The sequence below is a fragment of the Chloroflexota bacterium genome (genome assembly GCA_011322445.1).
In the GTDB taxonomy this organism is placed as follows: Bacteria; Chloroflexota; Anaerolineae; order Anaerolineales; family DRMV01; genus DRMV01.
The window spans coordinates 64,739-86,955 of sequence record DRMV01000033.1; the positions used below are offsets into that span (position 1 = coordinate 64,739).

Consider the following 22,217-nt stretch of genomic DNA (forward strand, 5'->3'; position numbering starts at 1 on the left):
ATGCCTCTTGCACCCATCAAAACACCTTATCAACCGACCCGGTTGCGTTTTCCTTCATGTTGGGCTACAATGGAAACACCCACAGCATGGGGAAAGCCATTTTGAACGATGCATCGCGTGAATCTGAGGAGTGGTGCCGATGGAAAACAAAGCAGTTAGCAAAACCCCCGACAACAATACCTTGCTCCTGGCAGGCGTAGGCGGTGCGGCCTTCATCGTTGGTCTGCTCATTGGGCTGGTCGTGTTGGGCTGGTGGTTGTGGCCGGTCAAATGGATCAACGCTGCACCGCAGCACCTCAGCCCTGAGTATCAGCGCGAATATCTCCAAATGGCCATCGAGGCTTACGCCTTTACGGGAGACGCGCAGGCAGCCAAAGCGCGCTTTGACGCTCTGGGCGAAAAAGGCCCAGCCCTGCTGGAAGAGATGGCCAAAAAGCCCCCCAAAGCCATCAACATCTACACCATCAGCAGTTTTGCCGACGTGGTTGGTGTCAAACTCACAGGGCTGCCAGCAGAAGTCCAGCCGCCGCAACAACCCACAGCCGAGACCTCGCCTCAAACCACCCCACAGGCAGGCGGCGGACAGGCAGGCACGCCCACAGCGCTCAACCAGCTCCAGCTCACCCTCACCCCGCCCCCCCTCGAAACGCCAGCGCGCAAAAGCGCCACGTTCCGCTTGGTGGCTTTCCTGTGCGGCATAGGGCTGTTCGCCCTCATTCTGGCAGCATTGTTGTTCTACTTCTTCTCCCTGCGCCGTGGCAAGGCCCCCAAAGCGCCCATCACAGCGGCCCAGCGCGCCCAGGCCATGACCCAAAGCACCCAGGGCACCGATTTTGAAGCCGAAGGGAAAGAGGCGCCACTCTCCCAATTCATGACCACCTACGTCCACGGCGACGACCTGTTCGACGATTCGTTCAGCATTGATTCCCCCACAGGGGAATTCCTGGGCGAGTGCGGCGTGGGCATTACCGAAACCATTGGCGTTGGCGAACCCAAGCGGGTGATGGCCTTCGAAATCTGGATTTTCGACAAAAACGACATCCAGACGGTGACCAAGGTGTTGATGAGCGAGCACGCCTACAACGACGAGGCCATTCGCGAACGCCTGGCCGCCAAAGGCGAGCCCGTGCTCGCCCGCCCCGGCGAGGAAATTGTGCTCGAAACCGCCAAACTGCAAATGCGCGCCCGGGTCGTGGATATGGCCTACGGCAACGATGCACTACCCGCCAACAGTTACTTCGACCGGCTGACGCTCGAACTGGCCGTGTGGCCGAAAGAAGGTTAATCCTCCTCATCAGAACAAAAAACGAGGCCGCTTCTTATCAAGCGGCCTCGTGGCACGTCTACGCTTGTGCATCCCGCGGGTTCAATAGGCAATTTCCAGAACCTTGAAGCGGATTTCGCCCCCGGGGGTTTTGACGACCACCTCATCGCCCACTTTTTTCCCTAACAGGGCGCGGCCAATCGGCGATTCGTGGGAGATCTTCCCGTCGCGCGGGTTGGCCTCCGCCGGGCCGACGATGTGGTAAGTTTCCGGCGGCTCGTTGCCTTCCTGAATGGTCACTTTGGCACCCATATCGACCACGTCTTTGTGGCCGTTGTCTTCAATGATGATGGCCTGCCGCAGCAAAGCCTCGATTTCCTGAATGCGGCCTTCCAGGAAGCCCTGCTCCTCTTTCGCGGCAATGTAATCCGCATTCTCGGAAAGGTCGCCCATTTGAATGGCTTCCCGCAAACGCTTTGCCAGTTCGGTGCGTTTGGTGGTCTTGAGGAATTCCAGTTCCTCCCGCAGGCGCTGAGCGCCTTCCGGGGTCAGGTAATGTTGCCGGTCGTTCATGAGATGCCTACCTCCGTGTTTGAGTCTCAGGGCCGGGTGTTGGGGTCGAACATTTTGCGATGCTCTTCAATGGCATAGCGATCGGTCATCCCCGCAATGTAATCGCAAACGGCACGTTCCAGCCCGCGTGCTTCAATCCACTGCTGAATATGGCGCGGTAGCGTATGTGGCTCGGCCGTATAGGCCTGGAACAAGTCGGTCAGAATACGCTCGGCCTTTACCGCCATGCGCACCACCCGATGGTGACGATAGAGATTGTTATAGAGGAAATCTTTGAGTTCGCGATTGCGGCGTGTCATCACCTCGCTGAAGCCAATCACATTGTAAGGCAACTGCTGAAGTTCCAGCCGCGATTTGACACCGCTTTCGCGAAGTTTCTGTGCCGTGGTGTAAACCACGTCGGTCACTTCCAGGCCAATCAAGCGGCGGATGATGCGGTGGCGGGTGAGTTCATCCAGTTCGCCATGGTGCCAGCCAATGCTTTCTTTCAGAACCTCCCACAACTCCAGCCCATCCAGCATGTAGGGGGTGATCATACCAGAACGCAGGCCATCGTCGAGATCGTGGGCGGTATAGGCCAATTCATCGGCGGCATTGGCAATTTGCGCTTCCAGATGCCCTCGCAGTTCAGGGTCATATTCGCTGGCATCCGAAACATCGTACTCGGTTTCGTGCTTGACGATACCTTCCCGTACCTCCCAGGTCAGGTTCAGGCCGGGGAAAGCGGGATAGCGGTTTTCAAGCTTCGTGACGATGCGCAGCGATTGCTTGTTGTGGTCAAAGCCGCCGTGGTCTTTCATCAAGCGGTTGAGCGTCACCTCGCCCGCATGCCCAAAAGGCGGGTGGCCCAAATCGTGCGCCAGGCAAATGGCTTCGGTCAGGTCTTCGTTCGCGCCCAACGCCCGCGCAATCGTCCGCCCCACCTGGGTGACTTCCAACGTGTGGGTCAGGCGCGTGCGGTAATAATCGCCCTCGTAGTTGATGAAAACCTGCGTTTTGTATTCCAGCCGACGGAACGCGGTGGTATGCAAAATGCGGTCGCGATCGCGCTGGAAGACCGTGCGATATTCCGATTCGTCTTCGGGGTAAGCGCGGCCTTTCGTCTCACTGCTTTTGCAGGCGTAAGGGGCCAGCGCCTGCGCTTCGAGCGCTTCCAACTGCTCACGGGTGAACAACATGGTCGTCTCCCTGAAAAATCGAAGCGAGGAAAAACCAACCTCCCACGCGGGGAGGTTCTGCCACGCTAAGTTTAATGCTGAATAAGGAAGGTGTCAATGAGCGCGCCGACCGCGTCAGCACCCACCGCCTGCGCCCATGCGCCTCACGCCTTGTTGCGACGGCCGGAGCGGCCCCGCCGGCGCGCAGGTTGCCGGGGCTGGGACGCATGGCCTTCCTGCAGGGCTTCCTGGCTATACGAAGCCCGCCAGCGCGGGTAAAGCCACAACGCCGCCAACAACACCAACCACGCCACAATCTCTGCCACCCGCACGCCGCCCCATATCGTGACACTATCGCCCCGGAAGGCCTCCACAAACATGCGCACGGCCGCCAGCAACCCTGCCGTAGCGAGAAAAAGCGTGCCATCGCCGCGGCTTTGCCTCGAAAGCCGCCATATCGCCACCAAAACACCCGCACTCAGCAGCACTTCGTACACCTGGGTGGGATGTCGCCTGGCCCCCCACAGGGTCACGCCCCACGGCAGGCTGGTTGGCATGCCATAAGCGTCACCGCTAAGCACGTGCGCCACGCCCACGAAAAGTGCCATCACCGCCAAACCAGGGGCCAGCGCATCGAGCGTGGGGCGGAAGGGCAGATGTTTCCGCTGAGCATACAGCCACGCCACCGCCAGCCCCACAACCAACCCTGTTGCCGCATCCAACGTTTGCGGGTTCAACGCCAGCAAACTCAAAGGGGCCTTGACAAAGGCCTCGGGGTAACGCGCAGCATACCCCAGGCGCGCCCCCACCACGCCCCCGAGCAACCCTAAAAGCACCAGGTTGCTGATGGTTTCTCCCGAAAGCCGTAAACGCAATGCCTGCCGGGAGGCAACTTCCAGTCCCAGCCATAAACCCAACAACAGCGCCAGGCCGGGCAATTGCAACATCACAGGCCCAATGTGAATATAAGGCAACATCAGGGCGCCTCCTCGCGCAGCAGGTCTTCCACCTTAGAACGGATCAGCCCTTCGCTCATGGGGCCTCCCACCACCACCGAGCGGATCACACCCTGGCGGTCGATGAAAAACGTCGTCGGCGTGCCCTGCACCTGATACAAGCGGCTCACCTGCGCTCCCCCATCCAACAAGACCGTAAAATCCAGGCCATAGTGCTGGACGAAGTTGCCGACCGTGGCCGTGTTGGTTTCCACCGTCACAGCGAGCACGCGCAAGCCACGCCCTTTTTCATCGGCATACACCCGCTGCAAAGCGGGCATCTCGGCCTTGCAAGGGGCGCACCATGTGGCCCAAAAGTTCAACAGCACCACGTCGCCCCGCAAATCGTGCAGGCTCACGCGCTGCCCATCCAGCGTGGACAGCGTAAAATCAGGGGCAGCAAAGCCTTCCCGCGGGGCGGGCGGCGGGCCACCGTGCACGCTTTCCACCGGCGCGCGGGTCAACCAGATCCACCCCGCGCCCAAAATGGCAACCACTGCCAAAATCAGATGGTAGGTTCGCGCTTGAAGATTCAGCACCAACGCCTCCTTTTCGTCATGGGAGAAATCTTACCACAGCCAGGGTGCAGGTAAATGTTGTAGACAGGCGATTTCGCCCTCGCCCCACTTTGGCTCGTTTCGCTCGCCGTTTCTCCCCTCTCCCACCGGGAAAGGGGAAAAAGCCGCGCCCCTTCGACTTCGCTCAGGGGGCGGCTTGAGGGGTGAGGACGTTTCCCACGACAAGGCAGCCATTTCTACACATTTTGCTTGCCCCCCCACACCCAGACCTTTTGCACATTTCCCGATTTTCGTCTATAATCGTAATCGTTCCGCCCGGCTGGGCAGATGAACTCGCTCGCATTCTTCAAAGGCAAAGGCATGGACAATACCCGCTCCGACCGGCTGCAAGGCTACATTCAGCGCCTGCTGGAAACCCACGCGGACGCGCTTTGGCGGTACCTGCCTCAGGCAGAAAGCATCGTGCAAACGCTGGTCAAGACCCTCACCAGCGACGCTTACTTGCAACGCCAGCCGCCGCTGGGGCCTACCCAATATGTGCTGGGACTGCCCCCCAGCCAGAGCGAGGCCATCCGCCAAAACAGCCATCTCCTCGACACCCTTGCGCTCGCCATCCATAAAGCCGGGCACGACATCGGGCTGCGCTTTCCGGTGTTGCCACGCGTATTGCTGGAAAACCGCCCAGACCTGCCGCCCGAAGGCTTTACCCTGGAAGCCCAAATTTGGGAACCCGAAGCCCTGCAAGCCGTCCCGCTGGACCCAGAAGTCAACATTCCGCCCCAAAGCGCCTACCTCATCATCAACGGGAGCCAGGTGTTCTCGCTGGAACGCCCCTTGGTGCACATTGGACGCCGCCCCGACAACGACCTGGTGCTGGACGACCCGCGCATCTCCCGCTTGCACGCGCAACTGCGCGCCAACCGGGGGCGGTTCATGCTCTTCGACCTCAACTCCACCGGCGGCACCTTAGTCAACGGCAAACGCATTACCGCCACCATTCTCTACCCCGGCGATGTCATTACGCTGGCGGGCGCAACGCTGGTTTACGGCCAGCGCGCCACCCGCCCTTTGCAGGAACGCCCCTACGAAGCCAAGCGGCCGCATGTGGTTAACCTCAAAACCACAGTGACCTTGCGCCGCCCCCTCCTCGACCCTGAAACCGACGGGAAACCCTGACCAGGAGAGACCCTCATGGCACCATCCAAACCCATTCTCCTCGGCATCATCGGCGGCTCCGGCCTGTATGCCATGGAAGGGCTGGAAGACGTTCAGGAACACACGATCGACACCCCCTTTGGGAAACCCAGCGCGCCCATCGTGGTCGGCACGCTGGAAGGCCAGCGCGTGGCCTTCCTGGCACGGCATGGCATCGGCCACCACATTTCGCCTTCCGAAATCAACTATCGCGCCAACATCTACGCCCTCAAAAGCCTGGGCGTGGAACGCATCGTCAGCATCAGCGCGTGCGGCTCGCTGCGAGAAGACTATGCGCCGGGGCACATTGTCATTCCCGACCAGTTGTTCGATTTCACCCGCAACCGCCAACGCTCGTTCTTTGGCGAAGGGCTGGTCGCCCACGTCAGCGTGCCGGAGCCGTTTTGCCCCGACCTCTCCGGGCATCTGGCCGCGGCCGTGGAAGCCACAGGTGCCACGCTGCATCGCGGGGGCACCTACATCACCATCGAAGGGCCTCGCTTCTCCACCAAAGCCGAATCCAACATCTTCCGCTCGTGGGGCATGTCGCTCATCGGCATGACCACCGCGCCCGAGGCCTTCCTGGCGCGGGAAGCCGAAATGTGCTATGCCGTCATGGCCCATGTGACCGACTACGATGTGTGGCATGTGGACGAAGCCCCCGTCACGGTGGACATGGTGATGGAAACCCTGCGTCGCAACCTGCGTACTGCCCAAGAAGCCATCCGAAACCTGGTCAAGCGATTGCCCGCCGAGCGGCATTGCAGTTGCAGCACGGCGCTGGCTGACGCCCTCATCACCGACCCTGCCGTCATCCCGCCGGAAACGCGCGAAAAACTGCGTCTGCTGGTCGAAAAGTACCTCTAAAGCCCAAACACAAAGCATCCGGGGCGCAGCGCCGGTGAAAGGGGCGGATTTCGCTACCACCCCGGCGCGCCGCCCTGGCGTTTGCCACCATCAACCTCTACATGGCTATACGAACCCCCCTGGTCCCCGCCGACCGCTGGCTGCTGCTGGCGGCGGCGTTCGTTTTGGGCAACTTCGCCCTGCTTACCGCCCTTGCCCCGCCCGCGCATCGTGCAGGGCTTCTGGCCCTTGCAGCAGCATGGAGCATCGCGGCGCTCTTGTTGCGCGCGGCCGCCCGGCGCTACACCCCCCAGGCCCCGGCCGTTCTGCTGCCTGCGGCCCTGACGCTGAGCGGCTGGGGGCTGATGGGCATCTGGCGCGTGGCCCCACAGTATGGCCTGCGGCAGGCCCTCTGGCTGTTGCTGGCATCCCTGACCGCGGCGCTCTTGCTCGCCACTCCCAACCTGCTCCCCTGGCTGCGCCGCCGCGCCTTCCCCTTGCTGCTGGGCGGGCTAGTACTGCTGGTGCTGACCTTCCTCATCGGCCAGCATCCAAGCGGGGCCGGGCCGCGGCTTTGGCTGGGCTGCTGCGGGCTGTATTTCCAGCCTGCCGCGTTCTTCAAAGTGCTGCTGGCGCTCGCCGTTGCTGCCGACGGCCGCCAATGGCAGCCCCGGCTGGCAGCCGTCGTGCTGGCAGCCGCCGCGTTGTTGGCCGCGCAGCGCGATTTCGGCACCGCCATTTTCCTGGTCGCGCTTTACACCGCGGGCGAGGCGTGTGTGTGGCAACGCTGGCAGCCCCTGGCCGGGGCCGCGGGCGCGGCTTTCCCCCTCGGCTGGGCGGCTTACCGGGCCTTCCCCATCGTCGGCCAGCGGATGGAAGCCTGGCTCTTCCCCGCCCATTCCCCGCAGCACTACGGCTACCAGATTTTGCAGGCCCGGCGGGCACTTCAGGCAGGCGGCATCGCGGGGCTGGGTTGGCGCTCACTGGTGCCTGTGCCGCTGGCGCATTCCGATTTCATCTTTACAACCATCGCCAACGGATGGGGGCTGGCAGGGGCGCTTGCCCTCCTTGTGCTGCTGGCCGCCTTGCCTTTTTTCGCCTTCCGCATCGGCGGCCCGTTGCACACCTTTCACCAGCGGCTGGCCGCGGCGCTCGGCCTGTATCTCGGGGGGCAAACCCTGCTCATCCTCGGCGGCAATCTGCGCCTGCTGCCCCTGACCGGCATGCCGCTGCCTTTCGTGGCTGCAGGCGGTTCGGCACTCTTCGCGGCTTTTGCTGCTCTGGCCTTCCTGCTGAAGGCAGGGGAACGCGCCTCCCTCGCAGCGTCTTCCCCTGCCATCCACTGGTGCAGCCGCCTCTTTGTGCTGGCCTTCACGCTCACAGCAGCCGCAACCGCGTGGTGGATGCTGCCTTGACGCCGCGCCCATTTGCCCTTAAGATGAGCCCTGACGAACACAACTGCCCTCAACAACCAGGCAACCAGGTAACCACCTAACCAAGGAATCCCCTATGGAAATTGGCCTCGTCAAACGCGTTGACATCACTACCGAAATGCGCCAGGCTTATCTGGACTACGCGATGAGCGTCATCGTCGCCCGCGCCCTGCCCGACGCCCGCGACGGCCTCAAGCCCGTCCAGCGGCGCATCCTCTACGCCATGCACGACATGGGCCTGCGCAGCAACAGCGCCTACAAAAAATCTGCCCGCATTGTCGGCGAAGTGCTGGGCAAATACCACCCCCACGGCGATCAGGCGGTGTATGATGCCATGGCGCGCCTCGCGCAGGATTTTTCCATGCGCTACCCCCTTGTGGACGGCCAGGGCAACTTCGGCTCGGTGGACGGCGACCCGCCCGCCGCGATGCGCTATACCGAAGCCCGCCTCAGCCCCATCGCCGAAACCCTGCTCGCCGACATCGCCAAAGACACGGTAGATTTCGCCCCCAACTTCGACGAAAGCCTGCAGGAACCCACCGTGCTGCCCGCGGCCTTCCCCAACCTGCTGGTCAACGGCGCGACCGGCATTGCCGTGGGCATGTCCACCAACATCCCGCCCCACAACCTCGGCGAAGTCATCGATGCCCTGGTGCTGATGCTGGAAAAGTGGAACCGCCTCGACAACCTCAGCGTGGACGACCTGATGAAGCACATCCCCGGCCCCGACTTCCCCACGGGCGGGCTGATTGTGCAGGCCGAGGGGGAAGACGGCCTGCGCAGCGCCTACAGCACCGGCCGCGGCAAGATCACCGTGCAGGCGCTGATGCACACCGAAGGCATCGGGCGCGGGCGGCAGGCGCTGGTGGTGACCGAACTGCCCTACGCCGTCAACAAGTCTTCCCTGCTGGAACGCATCGCCAGCCTGACCCGCGACGGCAAACTGGAAGGCATCACCGACCTGCGCGACGAATCCGACCGCCAGGGCATGCGCATCGTGATTGAACTCGGCAAGAACGCCGACCCCGACGCGGTGCTGGCTTCCCTCTACAAACATACGCCGCTGCGCACCACTTTCGGCGTCATCATGCTGGCCTTAGTGGACGGCTCGCCCCGCCTGCTTCCCCTCAAACAGGCGCTCAAAATCTACCTGGAACACAGGCAGGAAGTCGTCCGCCGCCGCAGCGAGCACGACCTGGCCCGCCTGCGCAAGCGCGCCCACATTCTGGAAGGGCTGCTCATTGCCCTCGGCAACCTGGACGAGGTCATCCAGATTATCCGCAAATCGCGCACCGCCGAAACCGCCCACAAGAACCTGCGCAAGCGCTTCGGTTTCACCAACGAGCAGGCGCAGGCCATTCTGGACATGCCCCTGCGCCGCCTCGCCGCGCTGGAACGCAAGAAACTGGAAGCCGAATACAAAGAGACCAAAAAGCAAATCAAGGCGCTGGAAGCCCTGCTGCGCTCGCCGAAGAAGATGCGCGCCGCCATCGCCGAGGAACTGCTGGCGGTGAAAGCGCAATTTGCCGACCCGCGGCGCACCCGCATCGTGCGGCTGGACGCATCCCAAAAGGGGAAAGCCCTCACCGTGGACGCCCTGCTGCCCGACCAGACCGTGTGGGTGGCGTTGGATGCCACCGGCAACATCGCCCGCCTGCCGGAAGGCAAAGCGCCGCGCCTCAGCGGGCGTCATGCGCCCATCGCCGCGGTGCGCGCCAGCACCCGCGAGGCGCTTTACCTCGTCGCTGCCGACGGGCAGGCCGCCGCGGTGCCCATCCACACCCTGCCGGAAGCCGCCGCCCCCGCCGACGGCGCGCCGTGGCACAGCCTGGTCCCCGCCCTGCGGGAAAGCCCGCCGGTGGCGCTCTTTGCCGCCCCTGCCAACCCCGAAAAGGGCTTCGTGCTCACCGTGACACGGCAGGGCATGGTGAAGAAAAGCGAACTCGCCACTCTGCCCGCCGCGGGCGCGCAGGCGTTCACCTTAGTCAAAATCAACCCCGGCGACAGCCTGCTCACCGTGCTGCTCACCAGCGGCAAGGACGAAATTTTGCTCTTCACCGCAGGCGGCATGGGCATCCGCTTTTCGGAAGAAGAAGTGCGCCCCATGGGGCTGGTGGCCGCGGGCGTCGCGGGCATCAAACTCAAGGGCAAGGACAAAGTGGTGGGCGCGGTCAAAGTGCTGCAGGGCAAAGGCATGGCAGTGCTGATGGTCGCCGACAACGCCAGCGCCCGGCGGGTGGCGTTTGAAGAATTCCCGCAGCAGAAACGTTACGGCCAGGGCGTGCAGGCGTGGAAACTGCCTCAAGGCGCGCGGCTGGTCGGCGTGGCGGCGGGCAAACCGAGCGCCAAAGTGGGACTGCACTTCCGCAAAGCCGCTGCCAAAGCCGTCCGCCTGGATGCCGCCCCCCTGCGCAAACGCAGCGCGGCTCGCGGCGCAAAAATCGCCACGCTCAAGCCGAAGGACGAAGTGGTGAAGGTGGTGGGGTGAGGTAAATGTTGCGTAGCAGGTAATGAAGTGTAGGGCGGCCAGCCGGTCGCCCTGATTTTTTTGTCCGGGGCACAAAGAATCACTTACGAGGGAACTGCGCATGGCAAATCTCCGAGCAGAAGGCCAAGCATGGTCGCGGTCTGAGATCAAGCGGATGTTTCGAAACCCGCATCTTGCATCCCGCCCTCTTGCTTCTTCCACCCCCAACGCCTCCACGACGCGCCTTCCTGCCTCTCAAACATGACGACTTCATAAAAAAGCCATTTTTATAGCCCATTCCTTTTGGTATAGTCCATTCTATTATGGTATACTCGCATCATCGACTTCCCCTTCCCCCATTCCGGTATCGAAAGGAGAGAGCCGCAGAGAAAAATTTCCCCACTCGTCTTCCATTTCCATCCCTTTTCACCTGTCGCTTCTAAACCATTTCCTGAAGGAGAGTCAAACGATGAAACGCCAATTCTGGATACTGTCCCTTTTGGCCGTAGTGCTGGTGTTGGCTCTGGCTGCATGCGCCAGTCCGTCCCAACCCACCAAGGCCCCTGAGCAACCGGCCGCCACCCAGGCCCCTGCTCAACCTGCCGCCACCGAGGCCGCGACCGAGGCGCCTACCAAGGCCCCTGCTGCGTCTTCCGGTGGCCTTTTGCGTATGTTGACCTGGGAAGGCTACGCCCCTGAAGAACTGGTCGACAAATTCACCAAAGAAACCGGCATCAAGGTCGAAATCACCTACATTGGCGACAACAACGAACTCATCGCCAAAATGGCCGCCACCAAAGGCGTCGGGTTTGACCTGGTTTCCCCCACGCTGAACTACGTGGCTACCGCCCAGGAACAATTTGGCATTTACCAACCCATTGACCTCACCAAAGTCAACAAAGACCTCTTCATCCCGGCTTATTGGGATTCCATTCTCAAAAACTCGGAATACCAGGGTAAGCCCTACGCGCTGCCCTTCGTGTGGGGCACGACGGCCATGGTCGTGAACCTCGAAAAAGCCCCTGACGCGGGCAAGAGCTACCTCGACCTGTGTGACCCCAAATACAAAGGGCGCGTCAGCTACCGCGCGAAATACGACACCCTCTACATGTTTGCCTACGCGCTGGGCTACGACCCCGCCGAAGCCGTGAAGAATGAAGACGAATACCGCAAGGTGATGGACGCGGTGCGCGACAAGATGATCGAGTGCAAGCCCATCGTGCGCACGTACTGGGATTCCCGCCAGCAATTGGAAGACTTGCTGAAGAACGACGAAGTGTGGGTTGCCACCAGTTGGGATGCCATCGCCTGGACGCTGATGAAGGAATACCCCAACAAGTTCAAGTACGTGGTGCCCAAAGAGGGCGCGGTGGGTTGGTTCGACACCTTCGCCATTTCCGCCGGTGCGGAAAACGTCGATGCCGCCTACAAGTGGATCAACTTCATTATGAAGCCGGAAAACGCAGCCGTGATCATCAACAAGACCGGCTACCAAACGGCTTCCGAGGGTGCTGTCGAACTGGCCTCGCCCGAAATGGCTAAAATCGTCGCCGAAACGCTGCCGCCTGAGAAAATGAAGACCATCAAGTGGTACTTCCCGCTGCCGCCTTACGCCCAAGACATTCAAGCCGACGTGCTCGAGCAGGTCAAAGCCGCAGAATCCAAGTAGTCGGCCCTTTTACCCGCGCCCCAGCGCCCCGGCCTGGGGCGCGGGTTTAAACTTCCCCCCACGAGGCAAGGATCATGTCCCCAGAAATCGATATCGCCCTTGTGCAGGTGACCAAAAAATTTGGCAACTTAGTGGCTGTGAACAATGTCAGTTTTGAAGTGCCGCGCGGGAGTTTCTTTTCCATCCTGGGCCCCTCGGGGAGCGGCAAAACCACCCTCTTACGCATGATTGCCGGTTTTGAAACCCCCACCAGCGGCGACATTTACATCGGCGGCCAGCGCGTCAACGACGTGCCGCCTAACAAACGCCCCTGCAACATGGTCTTCCAGCGGCTGGCGTTGTTCCCCATGATGAATGTTTTGGACAACGTCACCTTTGGCCTCCGCCGCCGCGGCGGCATGAGCAAAGCCGAAATGGAACGCCGCGCCAAAGACGCCCTCGCGCGCGTCGGCTTGCAAGGGCTGGAAAAGCGCAAAATTCACCAACTTTCCGGCGGCCAGCAGCAACGCGTTGCCCTCGCCCGCAGCCTGGTGCTCGAGCCAACCGTGCTGCTGCTGGATGAACCCCTCGGCTCCCTCGACCTCAAACTGCGCCAGAGCATGAAACTGGAACTCAAACATCTTCAGGCGCGCACTGGCACCACCTTCGTGTACATCACCCACGACCAGACCATTGCCCTCGCCATGTCCGATACGGTGGCAGTCATCAATCGCGGTAAAATCGAACAAATCGCCCCGCCCGAGGAACTCTACCGCCGCCCTGCGACCCACTTTGTGGCCTCCTTTGTCGGTGAAAACAACAAACTGACCCAAGGACGCGTCATTGGCGTGCGCGGTGCCCAAGGCGAACAAGTGGAAGTCGACATTGCCGGCCTGCGCATGGTTAGCCGGGCAGGGGAAGCCCTGGAAATCGGCGACACCATCGACCTCTTCATCCGCCCCGAGATGATTTCCCTGCGCCCCGGCAAACACGAAAACGGCCTGCTCGGCAAAGTCAGCGAAGTCAATTTCGATGGCTCGCATTCGCTGGTTATCGTCGATTTGCTGGAAAGCCAGCGCCCCCTCAGCATCAACGTCAAAATTCAACACACGGAAGACGCCCCCGAAGTCCGTGCTGGCGACGTGGTGACCCTCTCCTGGCGTTGGGACGCTGCCAACGCCTTCCACCCCGTAGCCCAGCCCCACACCGAAGCGGAGGTGTGATATGAGCGCATCGGCCAAACGCCGCGGGCTGTGGTTGTTGCTCATTCCCATGCTTTTGTGGATTGGGCTGCTCTTCATCTTGCCGCACATCAAACTGTTTTACCTTTCCTTCGTCAGCCGGCGCGGCGGCGAATTCACCCTCGCCAACTACCTCTATTTCTTCAAAAACCCGCTTTACTGCAGAATTTTCATCCGCACCGCTGTTTTTTCCACCCTGGTCACTTTTCTCACCCTTCTCGTTTCCTTCCCGCTGGCCTTTATCATCACCAAAGTCGCGGGGAAACGTCTCAAAGCCATGCTGCTGCTGGCCGTCATTTTGCCTTACTGGGTCTCAGAACTCATTCAGGCCTTCACGTGGATGGTCTTGTTGCGTGAAAGCGGCGTGATCAGTTACCTCTTGCAACGCCTGGGCATCATCCACCACCCCATCGAATTCCTGTACCACGATTACACCATTGCCCTCGGCCTGGTTTACACCTCTTTGCTCTTCATGACCATTCCCATCATGAACTCGCTGGATACGCTGGACGACAGCCTCATCGAAGCCGCGTATGACCTCGGTGCCAATTTCTGGTCCACCCTGCGGGAAATCATCATTCCCCACGCAGCGCCCGGCATCATGGTGGGCAGCATCATGACTTTTATGCTCAACCTGGGCAACTATGTCACCGTCACGCTGTTGGGCGGCAAAAACAGCCTTTGGTTTACCGAGATCATCTACAATCAGTTCATCATCCGCTTCAACCAAAACAAAGGCTCCGCGTTCAGCGTCATTTTGCTCACCTTCTCGGTCGTTTTCGTGTGGATTGTGCTCAAGGTCACCAAACAAGATCTCTCGGAGGCCATGTGATGTTTCGACGAGAGGGCTTTACACTCAGCAAAGTTTTGTTTTATTTCTACGCGGTGCTCGCCCTGATATTCACCTTAGGGCCGCTGGTTATCGTGACCATTCTGGCCTTCAACAACAACCCCAGCGCCTCTTTCCCGTGGCAGGGCTTTACGCTGGACTGGTTCAAATCGAGCACGCCTGACCGCGTGGGGTTGTTCAACGACGCACGCATGTTGAATGCCATTGTGGTCAGCATCAAAGTCGCGGTGGTGGTGACCTTCCTTTCCATCCTCCTGGGCATCAACAACGCCTTCCTCTTCACCCGCCACAAGTTTCGTGGGCAAAACGCCCTTTACCTGCTAATGCTGGGGCCGCTGGTCGTGCCCGGGGTGGTGCTGGGCACCTCCATTCTTGCTTTCTCTTACGGCATCGCCAACGGGCTCGACAAAATTTTCGGCGCGGGTGCGGGCACGTTCCTGCGGCCGGGTTTTTGGCTGGTGGTGTTTGGGCAAATCAGTTTCGTGGCAACCACAACCTCCATGGTCATTGCCGCGCGCCTCAAACGCTTCGACCTCTCGCTGGAAGAAGCCGCGATGGACCTTGGCGCCAGCCACCCCGAAGCCATCCGTCTGGTGACGCTACCTTTCCTCTCCCCGGCAGTCGTCGGCGCGGCCATCATCGCCTTCCTGTTCTCCTTCGAGAACTTCAACACCACCTACTTCCTGAGCGGCTCTGACCCCACGGTGCCCATTTTGCTCTACTCACGCCTGCGCTTCGGCATCACGCCGGAAATCAACGCCGTGAGCGTGCTGCTCATGGTCGTCACCGGCATCCTGGGCTTCATTGCCTTTGCCTTCCAGAAAGAGGATAACGTCGCCTGACAGGACATTGCAATGCTCATTGCCCAAATCAGCGACACCCACCTTGCGCCGCCGGGTCAACGCACCTTTGGCATTGCGCCGACGGCGGAATACCTGGCGCGCTGTGTCTGCCACATCAATGCGCTGGAACCCCAGCCCGACCTGGTGCTGCACACAGGCGACGTCACCAACAACGGCGATTTGGAAGCCTCCAAACACGCGGCCAAGATTCTGCACGCCCTGAAAGCCCCGCTGGCCATCGTTCCTGGCAACCACGATCGCCGCGACACCCTCGCGGCTGCCTTCGGCCCCACCATTTGCCCGCAAGGCCCGGATGGCCTCATCCAGCACGACATTCGCCTGAACGGCCTGCGCCTGCTGGGGCTGGATACCGTCGTGCCCGACGCGCCGGGCGGCGCCTTCGACGAAGCGCGGGCCGCCTGGTTAGAAGCCCGCCTGCAGGAAGACCCCGCCACGCCCACCGTGCTGTTCATGCACCATCCGCCGGCGCGCTTCGGCGTCATCGAAACCGACCTCGACGGCTTCGCGGGGCGCGAGCGCCTGGCCGAGATTCTCGCCCGGCATTCCCAAATCTTCCGCATCGTCGCCGGCCACATTCATCTGGCTTCCTTCACCGAATGGCAGGGCACCACCATCAGCACCGCCCCCAGCACCGGGATGCGCCTTTACCTTGATCTCACCCTGCGCCGCTCGGCCTACATTCTCGACGCGCCTGCCTACCAGATTCACCTCTGGCTTCCCGAAGAAGGCCGCCTGGTCACCCACACCGTGCGGGTGCTGGCCGAGGAACCGCTGCATCCCTTTGCCCCAGAACACCGCTGAAAGGCAAAGAAAGGAAAACCGATGTCCGCAGACGAAACCGCTCCCGTCCCTCGCTATCGCCAAGTGGCGGAACAACTGGCTAAAGAAATCACCGAGGGGGCGCTGCCCGCCGACGCTCGCATTGCTTCTGAGCGGGAACTCGCTGAACGCTTCGGCATTTCACGGATGACCGCGCGAGCAGCAATCAACATCCTTGTCCGCCGCGGTCTGATTACCCGCCGCAGCGGCGCGCGCGCCCACGTGGCCCCGCCCAAAATCCGCTTCGACCTGAGTTCCCCCGAGGGCCTTTACCGCCAGTTGGAACACGCCGGCATCAAGCCCGGGGCGCGCGTCATTACCGCCGAAAAACTTCCCTGCGAGGCGCTGGAACCCAAAATCTGCCAGGCCCTTCGCCTGCAAGATGCCGACGAGGTATATCACGTCGTGCGCCTGCGCACAGCCGACGACGAACCCATCACGGTGGAAAACTCTTACTTCCCTGCCGCGCTCTTCCCCGACCTGCTCGACTTCCACCTGACCGGCTCCATCTACGGCATTTTGAAGAAGTATTTCGACGTCACCCCCGCGCGGGCAGTGCAGGAATTGGAAATTTCGCTGCTGGATGCCGAATGGGCGCAAATCATGGGCGTTCCCGTCGACCTCCCCACCCTGGAAATTCGCCGCGTGGCTTTCACCACAGAAGGCGTGCCTTTTGAATACGCCTACGACATTTACCGCGGCGACCGCATCCTCTTCACTGCTCGCACGGTGACCGACAACGAGAATACCCCTCCGGCCTGGCAACCAGCCCTGGACAGCCTGTCCGGCCTGGGGTAACAGGCCGCCATGCATCAAGGAAAACCTATGCAGACTTACGACATTGCCATTATTGGCGCGGGCGCAGTGGGCACCGCCATTGCCCGCGAACTCGCCCGCTACCAAACCCGCGTGGTATTACTGGAAGCCAAAGCCGACGTGGGCATGGGCACCACCAAAGCCAACACGGCAATCTGGCACACTGGCTTCGACGCTACGCCTGGCACGCTGGAAGCCCGCCTGCTGCGGCGCTCTTACGCCTTGCTGGAAGAGTACGTCGAGCAAGCGGGCATTCCCACCGAGCGCCTGGGCGGCCTGCTGGTTGCCTGGACGGAAGAGCAGTTTCATACGCTGCCACGCCTGCTGGAACGCGCCCACACCAACGGCGTGACCGATGTGCGCATCATCTCTGCCGAAGAAGTCTACCGCCTGGAGCCGCAACTCAACCAGGGGGCGTGGGGCGGGTTGCTGGTGCCGGGGGAATCGCTCATTTGTCCCTTCACCTTACCCATCGCCTACGCTACCGAAGCGGTGCTCAACGGCGTGACCCTGAAACTCAACTTCCCGGTGCAGCAGATTGGGCAAGATGAGGAAGGCGCCCACCTGGTCACCGGGCCGGGCGGCGAAACCATCAAAGCACGCTACCTGGTCAACGCCGCGGGGCTGTATTCCGACGAAATCAACCGCATGTTAGGGCACCACGACTTTACCGTCACCCCCCGGCGCGGGGAACTCATCGTCTTCGACAAATTCGCCCGCCGCCTGATCAACCACGTCATCCTGCCCGTGCCCACCGCCCGCACCAAAGGCGTGCTCATCAGCCCCACAGTGTACGGCAACATCCTCCTTGGCCCCACCGCGGAAGACCTGGACGACAAAACCAACACCGCCACCAGCGAAACGGGCCTGCAAAGCCTGCTGGAAAAGGGGCGCGCCATCTTGCCACAATTGCTGCACGAAGAGGTCACAGCGACCTACGCGGGCCTGCGCGCGGCCACCGAGCACAAAGATTACCAGATCCGCCTGCACGCTGAGCAGCGGTATGTGTGCGTGGGCGGCATCCGCTCCACCGGTGTGTCGGCTTCCCTGGGCATTGCAGAATACGTGGCCGAATTACTGGCCGAAGCCGGGCTCACCTTGCAGCCCAAGGCGGAATTCAAAACCTACCGCATGCCCAACATCGGCGAAGCCCGCCCCCGCCCTTACCAACAAGGCAAGCGCATTGCCCAAAACCCCAATTACGGCCGCATCGTCTGCCACTGCGAAAAAGTCACCCTGGGCGAAATCCTCGACGCCATCCACAGCCCTATCCCCGCCCGCACCTTAGACGGCCTGCGCCGCCGTACCCGCGCCATGCAAGGGCGCTGCCAGGGCTTCAACTGCCGCGCCACCATTGTAGACATCCTGGCAAAGGAAACCGGTCAAGACCCCCGCTTTTTGCTCGCGCTGGACGGCCAGGACCCGCCAATGCCTTTCACCCTTCCCCAACCCGACCACGCCGCGGAGGAACACGCATGACCACCCATGAAACGGATGTCCTCATCGTGGGCGCTGGCCCCGCGGGCTTGAGCAGTGCCATCGCCCTCAAACGCCGCGGCGTGGCCCGCGTCACCGTGGTAGACCGCGAACCCGAACCCGGCGGCATGCCGCGGCTGTGTCACCACACCGGCTTCGGCGTATGGGATTTCCACCGCCTCTACACCGGCCCCGCTTACGCCCGCCGTTACGTGCAACTGGCGCGCGACCACGGCGTCGAAATTCGCACCGCCACCACCATCATCGGCTGGCACGATGCCGCCACCTTAGCCTTTACCAGCCCCGTGGGCGTCGGCGCGCTGCACGCCAGGGCCATCTTGCTTGCCACCGGCGTGCGCGAGCGTCCGCGCTCAGCCCGGATGATCCCCGGCTACCGCCCGCGCGGCGTTTTCACCACCGGCGAGTTGCAGCGCTTCGTTGACGAGCACCATCTGCCCGTGGGGCAACGCGCCGTCATTGTGGGGGCAGAAGGCGTCAGCCTTTCGGCCTTCCTCACTTTGCAAAAAGCCAAAGTCCACGTGGCCGCTTTCCTCACCGAACACCCTCAGCATCAGATGGTTTGGCCTTACACCCCGGCTAAATGGTGGTACGTCGATTTGCTGCACCGCACGCCCATCCACACCAACACCCGCATCACCCGCATTTTGGGGCGCAAGCGCGTCGAAGGGGTAGAAATCGTCCACCTTCCCACCGGGCGGCGCGAGACCATCGCCTGCGATACGGTCGTCTTCACGGGCGATTGGATTCCCGAGCACGAAGTAGCCCGCAAAGGGGAACTGGCTATCGATCCCGGCACGCGTGGCCCACGCGTCGATGCGGCCTTCCGCACCTCGCAGGCGGGCGTGTTTGCCGCCGGCAACCTGTTGCGCGGGGCAGAAACTGCCGCCACGAGCGCAGCCGAAGGCCAACGCGCCGCGGCGCGTATCGCAGCCTTCCTGCAAGGTCACCCCTGGCCCAACCATCGCCTGCCCATCGTGGTGGAAAACCCGCTGTTATGGGCCTTCCCCAATGCCATTGTGCCCCAACCCGAAGTGCAACCGGCGCAAGTCACTTTTCGCGTGGCCCAGTTCATCGAGGAAATCACGGTGGAGGTGCGCCAGGGGAAGCATCTGCTGCATACCCAGCCCTTCCGCCGCCTGGTGCCCAACGAAACCTACCGCCTTTCAGGGGAATGGCTGCGCAAAGTGACCCTCCACGGCGAACCGGTCATGCTACAGGCAGGATGAGCCACTCCCCCAGCCAACACCCCCGGTGCCGCGATGCTGCACCTTGCCATCAAAGATCTGTCGGGTTTCCAAAACCTGACAGGTCTTTTCTTTGCACGATGCAACAAGTTGCAAGATGCAGGGTGCAAGATGCAAGATGCAAGATGCAGGATGCAGGGTGCAGGTTGCAAAACGACTACCACGACCACCCGACTACGACGACTATCGCGACTAACCGACTAAACGACCACAACGACTACCCGACTCCCCAACCAAACGGCTACACCAACTCTCCCACTCCGTGATAAACTTGAAAGCACCAGCGTTCCCAATATCCAATACCTCAGCACCTCAATACCTCAATACCCCATGCTCTCCATCATCCTCTGGTACCTCACCCTCACCCTCACCGGCTGGCTGGCCTTCCCCTTAGCCTACCGGCTGCTGCCTGCGCTGCACGACCGCGGCTACGCCCTCAGCCGCGCCCTCGGCCTGCTGCTGTGGGGCTACATTTTCTGGCTTATGGCTTCCCTGGGGCTGGGTCGCAACACCGCGGGCGGTGCGCTCACCGCTTTGGCGGTGGTGGCTTCCCTCAGCGTTGCCACAGGCTGGAAACGCCGCCACGCCATCAAGGATTGGCTATACGAAAACCGCGGCTACGTGCTGACCGCCGAGGCCGCTTTCCTGCTGGCCTTTGCCGCCGCGGTGTATGTGCGCGGCTTCATCCCCGAAGCCGTGGGCACGGAAAAGCCCATGGAACTGGCCTTCATCAATGCCATCCTGCGCTCGCCTACGTTCCCGCCCCACGACCCTTGGCTTTCGGGCTATGCGATTTCCTACTACTATTTCGGCTACGTGCTCGTGGCGATGTTGGCTAAGTTGCTGGCCGTGCCCGGCACGGTGGCCTTCAACCTTGGCCTGAGCACGGTGTTCGCGCTCACCGTGGTGGGCGCTTTCGGCATCGGCTACACCCTCATTCGCCCCCGGAAGGCGTGGGCCGCGCTCATTGCGCCCCTGTTCGTGGCGCTCAGCGGCAACTGGGAAGGCGCGCTGGAAGTGCTCCACAGTCGCGGCCTGCTTTCGCCCGCCTTCTGGAAGTGGCTGGACATCAAAGACCTGACCGCCGCGCCGCAAGCGCCTTTCACCTGGACGCCGCAGCGGTTCTGGTGGTGGTGGCGGGCTTCCCGCGTGATCAGCGACCACAACCTGCGGGGCGCATTCCAGGAAGTCATTGACGAATTCCCCTTCTTCTCTTACCTCCTCGGCGACCTGCACCCGCACGTGCTCGCGTACCCCTTTGCGCTGTTAGCCATTGGGCTGGCGCTCAACCTCTATTTGGGCGGCAGCCGCCGTGTGGCCCGCCCGGCGGGGGAAAGCAGCCTCTGGCCGTGGCTGCGCCTTTCGTGGCCTTCCCTCGCCCTCGCTGCCGTGGCCCTCGGCGGGATGGCTTTCCTCAACACCTGGGACTTCCCCATCTATGTCGCCCTCTTTGCCGCGGCCTACGCCGTGCGGCAGGCGCGCCGGGAAGGCTGGCGCGCCCAAATTGCGCCCTTCCTGGGCCTGGGGCTGCTCTTGGGCATCGGCGGGGCGGTGCTTTATCTGCCCTTCTACATCGGCTTTTCCTCGCAGGCGGGCGGCATTGTGCCCAACCTCATCAACCCCACCCGCGGAGCGCAACTGTGGGTGATGTTCGGGCCGCTGCTGGTGCCGCTTTTCCTGTGGCTGGGGCTGGAAATCCATCGCCGCGGGCAGGCAGCCCGCCGTGAGGCCCTGCGGATGACCGGCTGGGCGTTGGCCTTCGCCCTCGCGCTGTTTGCCGGGGCGTGGCTGTTGGGCTGGCTGATTACCCACATCCCGCCGCTTTCGCCCCGCTGGGCGCAGGCCGGACCGGCTTTCTTAGGCATCACCGGCGCGGCTTCGTGGCGGGAACTCTCGGCAGCGGCCTTCCGGCGGCATTTCGGCAGCCCGTGGGGCACGCTCACGCTGGTGGCGCTGCTGGGGCTGGCGGCTTCCCTGCTGGTGGGGCGCGTTGCCCCTGCGCAGCGGCCGCGCTCGCGGCGGCGGGAAGGCGGCTTCCCCCTGCTGCTGGTGATTTTCGGGGCGCTGCTGGTGCTTGCACCCAACTTCTTTTACCTGCGCGACCAGTTCGGGACGCGCATGAACACGGTGTTCAAGTTCTACTACCAGGGCTGGCTGCTGTGGGGGCTGGCGGCGGCTTACGGCGTGGCGTGGCTGGCGCGGCAGCGGGCTTCCTGGCAGCCCCTCGCCCAGGCCGTATGGATCGCGGCGCTGCTCGCCGGGCTGGTTTACCCCGTGCTGGCGTTACCCAACCGCACCAACCATTTCAAGACCACCTGGGGCTGGACGCTGAACGCGGGCATCCACATTGCCCGTCAGCAGCCCGACGAGTGGGCGGCCATGCAGACGCTCTGGAAGGTGCCGGTAGGCCCGCTGGCCGAGGCCGTGGGTGGCAGTTACACGCAATACGCACGCATCAGCACCTACAGCGGGCAGCCGGCGGTGCTGGGCTGGCCGGGGCACGAAAGCCAGTGGCGCGGCGGCGGGGCGCTGTTTGCCGGGCGGCAGGAAGACATCAGCACGCTTTACACCACCCCTTCGTGGAAAACCGCCCAGGCCATCATCGCCAAATACGGCATCCGCTATATCGTAGTTGGCGCATTGGAACGCAACACCTACGCCGTGCGGGAAGACAAATTCCAGCGCCATTTGCCTGTGATTTTCCGGCAGGGCGCGGTTACAATTTACGAGGTCGTCAGGTAGTCGGGTAGTCAGGTAGTCACATAGTCCGACTGCCCGACTATCCGACTAAA

18 protein-coding genes are annotated in these 22,217 nt (G+C 62.1%); 14 read left to right on the forward strand and 4 right to left on the reverse strand.

The window, feature by feature from the left end:
• Nucleotides 1-139 precede the first annotated feature (139 nt).
• Nucleotides 140-1,285 carry a hypothetical protein gene (locus ENJ54_06535; protein ID HFC09489.1) on the forward strand — a complete coding sequence of 382 codons (1,146 nt, stop codon included), beginning with the start codon at nt 140-142 and terminating at the stop codon, nt 1,283-1,285.
• Between the two features lie 81 nt (nt 1,286-1,366).
• On the opposite strand, the gene greA is transcribed toward ENJ54_06535, so the two are convergent.
• The 4 genes from greA to ENJ54_06555 form a co-directional block, all read right to left on the reverse strand.
• Nucleotides 1,367-1,837 carry a transcription elongation factor GreA gene (gene greA / locus ENJ54_06540; protein HFC09490.1) on the reverse strand — a complete coding sequence of 157 codons (471 nt, stop codon included), beginning with the start codon at nt 1,835-1,837 and terminating at the stop codon, nt 1,367-1,369.
• Between the two features lie 26 nt (nt 1,838-1,863).
• The gene (locus ENJ54_06545) at nt 1,864-3,015 is read right to left on the reverse strand and encodes a deoxyguanosinetriphosphate triphosphohydrolase (GenBank protein ID HFC09491.1); all 1,152 of its coding nucleotides are present in this window, start codon (nt 3,013-3,015) and stop codon (nt 1,864-1,866) included.
• Between the two features lie 143 nt (nt 3,016-3,158).
• Nucleotides 3,159-3,971 carry a diacylglyceryl transferase gene (locus tag ENJ54_06550; protein ID HFC09492.1) on the reverse strand — a complete coding sequence of 271 codons (813 nt, stop codon included), beginning with the start codon at nt 3,969-3,971 and terminating at the stop codon, nt 3,159-3,161.
• Nucleotides 3,971-4,531, reverse strand: coding sequence for a TlpA family protein disulfide reductase (locus ENJ54_06555; protein ID HFC09493.1), 561 nt, complete (start codon nt 4,529-4,531; stop codon nt 3,971-3,973). The genes ENJ54_06550 and ENJ54_06555 overlap by 1 nt, the downstream gene beginning before the upstream one ends.
• Before the next feature lie 303 nt (nt 4,532-4,834).
• Here ENJ54_06555 and ENJ54_06560 point away from each other — a divergent pair, with 303 nt between their 5' ends.
• The 13 genes from ENJ54_06560 (at nt 4,835) to ENJ54_06620 (ending at nt 22,167) form a co-directional block, all read left to right on the forward strand.
• Complete coding sequence (locus ENJ54_06560) at nt 4,835-5,683, forward strand: FHA domain-containing protein (protein ID HFC09494.1); 849 nt, start codon at nt 4,835-4,837, stop codon at nt 5,681-5,683.
• Between the two features lie 15 nt (nt 5,684-5,698).
• The gene (gene mtnP, locus ENJ54_06565; protein HFC09495.1) at nt 5,699-6,568 is read left to right on the forward strand and encodes an S-methyl-5'-thioadenosine phosphorylase; all 870 of its coding nucleotides are present in this window, start codon (nt 5,699-5,701) and stop codon (nt 6,566-6,568) included.
• 101 nt (nt 6,569-6,669) lie between these two features.
• Nucleotides 6,670-7,962, forward strand: coding sequence for an FtsW/RodA/SpoVE family cell cycle protein (locus ENJ54_06570; GenBank protein ID HFC09496.1), 1,293 nt, complete (start codon nt 6,670-6,672; stop codon nt 7,960-7,962).
• A 94-nt stretch (nt 7,963-8,056) separates the two neighbouring features.
• On the forward strand, nt 8,057-10,468 hold the full coding sequence (gene gyrA, locus ENJ54_06575) for a DNA topoisomerase (ATP-hydrolyzing) subunit A (protein HFC09497.1): 2,412 nt from the start codon (nt 8,057-8,059) through the stop codon (nt 10,466-10,468).
• Between the two features lie 448 nt (nt 10,469-10,916).
• Entirely contained in the window at nt 10,917-12,116 is a 1,200-nt protein-coding gene (locus ENJ54_06580; protein HFC09498.1) for an extracellular solute-binding protein, read from the forward strand.
• Nucleotides 12,117-12,190: 74 nt separating this feature from the next.
• Complete coding sequence (locus ENJ54_06585) at nt 12,191-13,318, forward strand: ABC transporter ATP-binding protein (protein ID HFC09499.1); 1,128 nt, start codon at nt 12,191-12,193, stop codon at nt 13,316-13,318.
• A 1-nt stretch (nt 13,319) separates the two neighbouring features.
• Nucleotides 13,320-14,168 (forward strand): ABC transporter permease, encoded by an 849-nt coding sequence (locus ENJ54_06590; protein ID HFC09500.1) that lies wholly within the window; start codon nt 13,320-13,322, stop codon nt 14,166-14,168.
• Nucleotides 14,168-15,028 carry an ABC transporter permease gene (locus ENJ54_06595; protein HFC09501.1) on the forward strand — a complete coding sequence of 287 codons (861 nt, stop codon included), beginning with the start codon at nt 14,168-14,170 and terminating at the stop codon, nt 15,026-15,028. Before ENJ54_06590 ends, ENJ54_06595 begins: the two co-directional genes overlap by 1 nt.
• 12 nt (nt 15,029-15,040) lie before the next feature.
• The gene (locus tag ENJ54_06600; protein HFC09502.1) at nt 15,041-15,850 is read left to right on the forward strand and encodes a phosphodiesterase; all 810 of its coding nucleotides are present in this window, start codon (nt 15,041-15,043) and stop codon (nt 15,848-15,850) included.
• Nucleotides 15,851-15,871: 21 nt separating this feature from the next.
• Nucleotides 15,872-16,666: a GntR family transcriptional regulator gene (locus ENJ54_06605; GenBank protein HFC09503.1), complete on the forward strand. Its 795-nt coding sequence runs from the start codon at nt 15,872-15,874 to the stop codon at nt 16,664-16,666.
• A gap of 9 nt (nt 16,667-16,675) precedes the next feature.
• Nucleotides 16,676-18,163 (forward strand): FAD/NAD(P)-binding oxidoreductase, encoded by a 1,488-nt coding sequence (locus ENJ54_06610; GenBank protein HFC09504.1) that lies wholly within the window; start codon nt 16,676-16,678, stop codon nt 18,161-18,163.
• Nucleotides 18,160-19,407: an FAD-dependent oxidoreductase gene (locus ENJ54_06615; GenBank protein ID HFC09505.1), complete on the forward strand. Its 1,248-nt coding sequence runs from the start codon at nt 18,160-18,162 to the stop codon at nt 19,405-19,407. Before ENJ54_06610 ends, ENJ54_06615 begins: the two co-directional genes overlap by 4 nt.
• Nucleotides 19,408-19,755: 348 nt before the next feature.
• Nucleotides 19,756-22,167, forward strand: a complete 2,412-nt coding sequence (locus ENJ54_06620) for a hypothetical protein (protein ID HFC09506.1) — start codon at nt 19,756-19,758, stop codon at nt 22,165-22,167.
• Nucleotides 22,168-22,217: the final 50 nt, after the last annotated feature.

Bases quoted from the DNA above. Each gene is read 5' to 3' on its own strand.
- mtnP (HFC09495.1), top strand. From the start codon at position 5,699: ATGGCACCATCCAAACCCATTCTCCTCGGCATCATCGGCGGCTCCGGC.
- ENJ54_06595 (HFC09501.1), top strand. From the start codon at position 14,168: ATGTTTCGACGAGAGGGCTTTACACTCAGCAAAGTTTTGTTTTATTTC.
- ENJ54_06600 (HFC09502.1), top strand. From the start codon at position 15,041: ATGCTCATTGCCCAAATCAGCGACACCCACCTTGCGCCGCCGGGTCAA.
- ENJ54_06620 (HFC09506.1), top strand. From the start codon at position 19,756: ATGCTCTCCATCATCCTCTGGTACCTCACCCTCACCCTCACCGGCTGG.
- ENJ54_06545 (HFC09491.1), bottom strand. From the start codon at position 3,015: ATGTTGTTCACCCGTGAGCAGTTGGAAGCGCTCGAAGCGCAGGCGCTG.
- greA (HFC09490.1), bottom strand. From the start codon at position 1,837: ATGAACGACCGGCAACATTACCTGACCCCGGAAGGCGCTCAGCGCCTG.
- ENJ54_06580 (HFC09498.1), top strand. From the start codon at position 10,917: ATGAAACGCCAATTCTGGATACTGTCCCTTTTGGCCGTAGTGCTGGTG.
- ENJ54_06570 (HFC09496.1), top strand. From the start codon at position 6,670: ATGGCTATACGAACCCCCCTGGTCCCCGCCGACCGCTGGCTGCTGCTG.
- ENJ54_06605 (HFC09503.1), top strand. From the start codon at position 15,872: ATGTCCGCAGACGAAACCGCTCCCGTCCCTCGCTATCGCCAAGTGGCG.
- ENJ54_06560 (HFC09494.1), top strand. From the start codon at position 4,835: ATGAACTCGCTCGCATTCTTCAAAGGCAAAGGCATGGACAATACCCGC.
- ENJ54_06615 (HFC09505.1), top strand. From the start codon at position 18,160: ATGACCACCCATGAAACGGATGTCCTCATCGTGGGCGCTGGCCCCGCG.
- gyrA (HFC09497.1), top strand. From the start codon at position 8,057: ATGGAAATTGGCCTCGTCAAACGCGTTGACATCACTACCGAAATGCGC.
- ENJ54_06590 (HFC09500.1), top strand. From the start codon at position 13,320: ATGAGCGCATCGGCCAAACGCCGCGGGCTGTGGTTGTTGCTCATTCCC.
- ENJ54_06535 (HFC09489.1), top strand. From the start codon at position 140: ATGGAAAACAAAGCAGTTAGCAAAACCCCCGACAACAATACCTTGCTC.
- ENJ54_06610 (HFC09504.1), top strand. From the start codon at position 16,676: ATGCATCAAGGAAAACCTATGCAGACTTACGACATTGCCATTATTGGC.
- ENJ54_06550 (HFC09492.1), bottom strand. From the start codon at position 3,971: ATGTTGCCTTATATTCACATTGGGCCTGTGATGTTGCAATTGCCCGGC.
- ENJ54_06585 (HFC09499.1), top strand. From the start codon at position 12,191: ATGTCCCCAGAAATCGATATCGCCCTTGTGCAGGTGACCAAAAAATTT.